The sequence below is a fragment of the Bacillus haikouensis genome, from assembly GCF_013179555.1.
Taxonomy (GTDB): Bacteria; Bacillota; Bacilli; order Bacillales; family Bacillaceae_B; genus Rossellomorea; species Rossellomorea haikouensis_A.
In genome coordinates this window covers 1-3356 of record NZ_JABMCR010000369.1, presented here as the reverse complement: position 1 = coordinate 3356, position 3356 = coordinate 1, and the positions used below count along the sequence as shown (strand labels likewise).

The following is a 3356-nucleotide window of genomic DNA, read 5'->3' as shown; positions in this document are numbered from 1 at the left end:
TCTTGAGATTCCATTGAAAGTCCAATGCTCTTAGACAACGTATCGGCTGTGCGAATTGCACCATTAAATGCTGGCTTTAAATCTTTAATCAACGATCGCAGTTGTTCTAAACTTCGGATGAAAATGTCCATAACAGGCTTTTCAAATTGTTTCGCAAACTTGCTCCAAAACTTACCGAAGGACTGGACTGCTTTTAATCCTCGTTGTTGTTCTTGGGAAAGGCTAGCCTGTGCTCTCTCAATCTCTTTTAATATCTCGGCACGCTTTTCCAAATCCGTTGTATTGGCAAGTTCTTTTCGTAAGTCCTTAATAGTTTTATTTGCTTCAAATACATCATTTAATGCTGACGTTGCTACACTACCGAATAGAATGGCTCCTGTTCCTGCTGCGGCAAAAGAAGTTGCTAAACCGCCAAGTGCTCCAGTTAAGCTAGCAATAATGGGAACTATTGCAGGGAGAACGGATAGAAGACCTCCTCGAAACGCATTTCCTGCGACAACTCCTACTGAACTCATGGTTTTTGCGATTCGATCTATTCTGCTCTGAAACTTATCTACCCGAGCTTCTATGCGAACGATAATCTTATCTCGTGCAAGTGCTTTCGCTTTAGCTTGTAGGTTGTCAATCTTCTTAAAGAAGCTAACCGTATCAGCATCCACTTCTTTTTTAGCTTTTTTTCTTGTGAATCGCTCCATCATTTTCTTCGCTTTCTTAATGTTGCGTTTCAATGGTTTTATATCAGCCTTTAATATTGTATCTTCTGCACTTTCAGATTCCTTTTTGAATCGCTTTGTTATTTCCCTGGCTTTTTGAATAGCATTCCTGAATTTAGTGACATTTGCTTTCAGCTCTGCTTCTATCGAATAATTGGACACTCCCTCACCCCTTTCTAGAATTTCGTTGAAGAGCAATCTGGGCAGGAGATAATTTATTAGTTGGTTTTTTAATAGACTTTCTTGTAATGAAATCATCGTCAACAGATTTTAGCGCGGATTCATAATCAAAGAAGTCCTTGAATTCCTTAAAGGCATACTCCTCTTTCGGTTTCTTTTCTGTTCCTTTGTTTATCTTTGCTTCTGCATTGCGAATGAGGAAAGCTAATTTATGCAACTTATACTCTTCATCGATTTCCTTATATTCTTGGGCATAGCGCTTGTAGTGAAACTCAGTTAACGTCATCTCTTCGACATCAATCAGCCGTACCATCCCTAACTTGCGCAGTGAATAGACGACAACTTCATCGTAGGTTAATCCCCTGTCGGCTTGCTCACGTTTTTCACTGCTTTCAATGCTTGATACTTTTCTGGAACGAGCTTTCGGGTCATAGGTTGCTTTCCCAATTCATACATGACTTGCTGCGCAAACTCGTCCAGACCTTCATTTTCAGCGATGTCGTTAAGGATTGACTCGAAGTCTTCATCAGCTGTCGGCTTTTTCTTATCGTGTGCCGTGGCTGCCTGTATCAATTTATATAGGCAAATTATATTTCCTGATTGAAGACCTGGCACCAACATCGTTTCTAGTCCTTGTCCGAGACTTACATTTTCCACTTCCAGTCCTAAAGAACGATCGATCGTAGTTAGTGTACGAAGACCAAATGAAAGTTCGATTTCCCTACCGTTAAAAGTGATATGCAAATTTAGTTCCTCCTCAAAAATTCAAAATAAAAAGAGGGGAAACATCCCCTCATCGATTTTCTTATGCTTCAGGTGCCGTACCCAATCCGTCATCAGCTGGATCAGCAGCCAAAACATCATGGAATACATATCCTAATGTTTCGATGTCAGCTTCAGGGAGATTGACACGCCCTTTTTGACGTTTATATTCAGTAACAAACGTTCCACTTACTTCTGGGTCATCCTCAGCCGGATTGGTTGTTTCCCATTCCGTGATGTACCCTTGTCGATATTCAGCACCGAATGTATAAGTACCTGGAGTCGTTTCATCCTCTACTTTATCCGCCAAATCAACTTCCCACATCTCAACCGGATAGTCTTCTACAATAGAGTCACTAAGCATCGTGAAAGTGGGATCTGTTTCAGCTTGAAGTGCAGAAATGCTTACCTCGTCCTCAAGCGCACCTGAACCGGAAACACTTCCATCCTTGGTAACAGTTGATTCACGATCTCGGGAATAGGATTTTGAGTGTTCGGTTTGAAAAACTAGCTTTGCACCTTCCACAGCTTCACCGAGCTTTCTAAAATAGAGTACCTTGTGTACCCCTTTGGCAATGTTGGCCATACTACTACCTCCTAAGTTATTTTGTATTCTGCCTGGATAATCCCGTGCATTAGATTGTCCGTTGTCGTATTGTCATAGATTTCATTGGAATCAAGAGAAGTCAGGCTCGCATAATAATTTTCAAGTTGGGTAAGTCTACGTAACTCCATTTCAAGATAGTAGATCATTTCCGCAAAGCGGGAACGATTACTTGCTATTTCCCATACATGAATGGTTTGCGAGATGTTACCAGTAATTACTTCTTTGTTGTTTATGACATCAGAACTTATTGAGCCTGCGACATGCACAAACGGATAAGGTGTGCTTTCATCTTTACCTGGCAGATAATCATAAGTTTCATATCCGAGTGACAATGACTTGTTGAAGACCGCATTGAACAATTGGATCTTTGGTGATTTCATTTATTCACCTACTTTACTAGTCGATCTAGATCTTTTAAGAACTGTTTCTTCTGAATGTAAAAACCAGGGAAGACGAATGGTTGAGCATCCATAAACCTTGTACCAAATTCAAGGTACCCTGAGTGCTCTGACTTAGAGACGGTCCTCCCTACCAACTTGCTAACCATGACAGTTTCGATGTTTCTCTTGGTGTAACCGGTTTGATACCCCTGAGTGAATTCCGCGTTCTTGACTGTTTTTTCCGTCATTTCTATCGTGTTGTTCTTTACGATTGTCCCCACATCGTCTTCAATTTCTTTGTACATTCGGTCAAGCTTAGCAAGAAGCGCATCCAAACCATCTAAGTCCACTCGCTCACCCCTTCCAAATAAAAAAAGCTCTCAGATCTATATGGGATATGTCTGAGAACGTTATATTTCTTTCCATTGATGACAGCTTTATCTGCTCTTTCTCTGAACGGTTGCTTGAGCCTTACTGTGGTGATGTGTTTATCTAAGGACCCAAATATCATCTTCACCCTTTCCAAGCTGATAGGAGATATGTTGCAGGGCAGTGTGACACCATCATCCACTCTTACAACTGTCTTGCCAATAGAAGGATCAAATGCCCTGTCTACTACATTATGGAGTGTGACCCGATCAGAGTACCTCATCAGAAAAACATTACCTTTCCTGTCGTCTCTGGTTTAGGGATATACGTTTCTAAGATGGACTG

At 41.1% G+C, this 3356-nt stretch carries 5 protein-coding genes and 1 pseudogene; all 6 read right to left on the bottom strand.

Features of this window, described 5'->3' with window-relative positions:
• Nucleotides 1–875, bottom strand: a pseudogene (locus HP456_RS21645) (hypothetical protein); the annotation flags it as partial.
• 4 nt (nt 876–879) lie between these two features.
• Nucleotides 880–1206: a hypothetical protein gene (locus tag HP456_RS21640; RefSeq protein WP_172254957.1), complete on the bottom strand. Its 327-nt coding sequence runs from the start codon at nt 1204–1206 to the stop codon at nt 880–882.
• A gap of 41 nt (nt 1207–1247) precedes the next feature.
• Nucleotides 1248–1637, bottom strand: coding sequence for a tail assembly chaperone (locus tag HP456_RS21635; protein WP_172254955.1), 390 nt, complete (start codon nt 1635–1637; stop codon nt 1248–1250).
• Between the two features lie 61 nt (nt 1638–1698).
• Entirely contained in the window at nt 1699–2241 is a 543-nt protein-coding gene (locus HP456_RS21630; RefSeq protein ID WP_172254953.1) for a phage major tail protein, TP901-1 family, read from the bottom strand.
• 11 nt (nt 2242–2252) lie between these two features.
• Nucleotides 2253–2642, bottom strand: a complete 390-nt coding sequence (locus HP456_RS21625; RefSeq protein ID WP_172254951.1) for a hypothetical protein — start codon at nt 2640–2642, stop codon at nt 2253–2255.
• 8 nt (nt 2643–2650) lie between these two features.
• Nucleotides 2651–2992 (bottom strand): HK97-gp10 family putative phage morphogenesis protein, encoded by a 342-nt coding sequence (locus HP456_RS21620; RefSeq protein WP_172254949.1) that lies wholly within the window; start codon nt 2990–2992, stop codon nt 2651–2653.
• Nucleotides 2993–3356: the final 364 nt, after the last annotated feature.

What these genes read in the sequence shown, in the direction of transcription:
- HP456_RS21630 (WP_172254953.1), bottom strand. Translation starts at nt 2,241, where the DNA reads ATGGCCAACATTGCCAAAGGGGTACACAAGGTACTCTATTTTAGAAAG.
- HP456_RS21640 (WP_172254957.1), bottom strand. Translation starts at nt 1,206, where the DNA reads ATGGTACGGCTGATTGATGTCGAAGAGATGACGTTAACTGAGTTTCAC.
- HP456_RS21625 (WP_172254951.1), bottom strand. Translation starts at nt 2,642, where the DNA reads ATGAAATCACCAAAGATCCAATTGTTCAATGCGGTCTTCAACAAGTCA.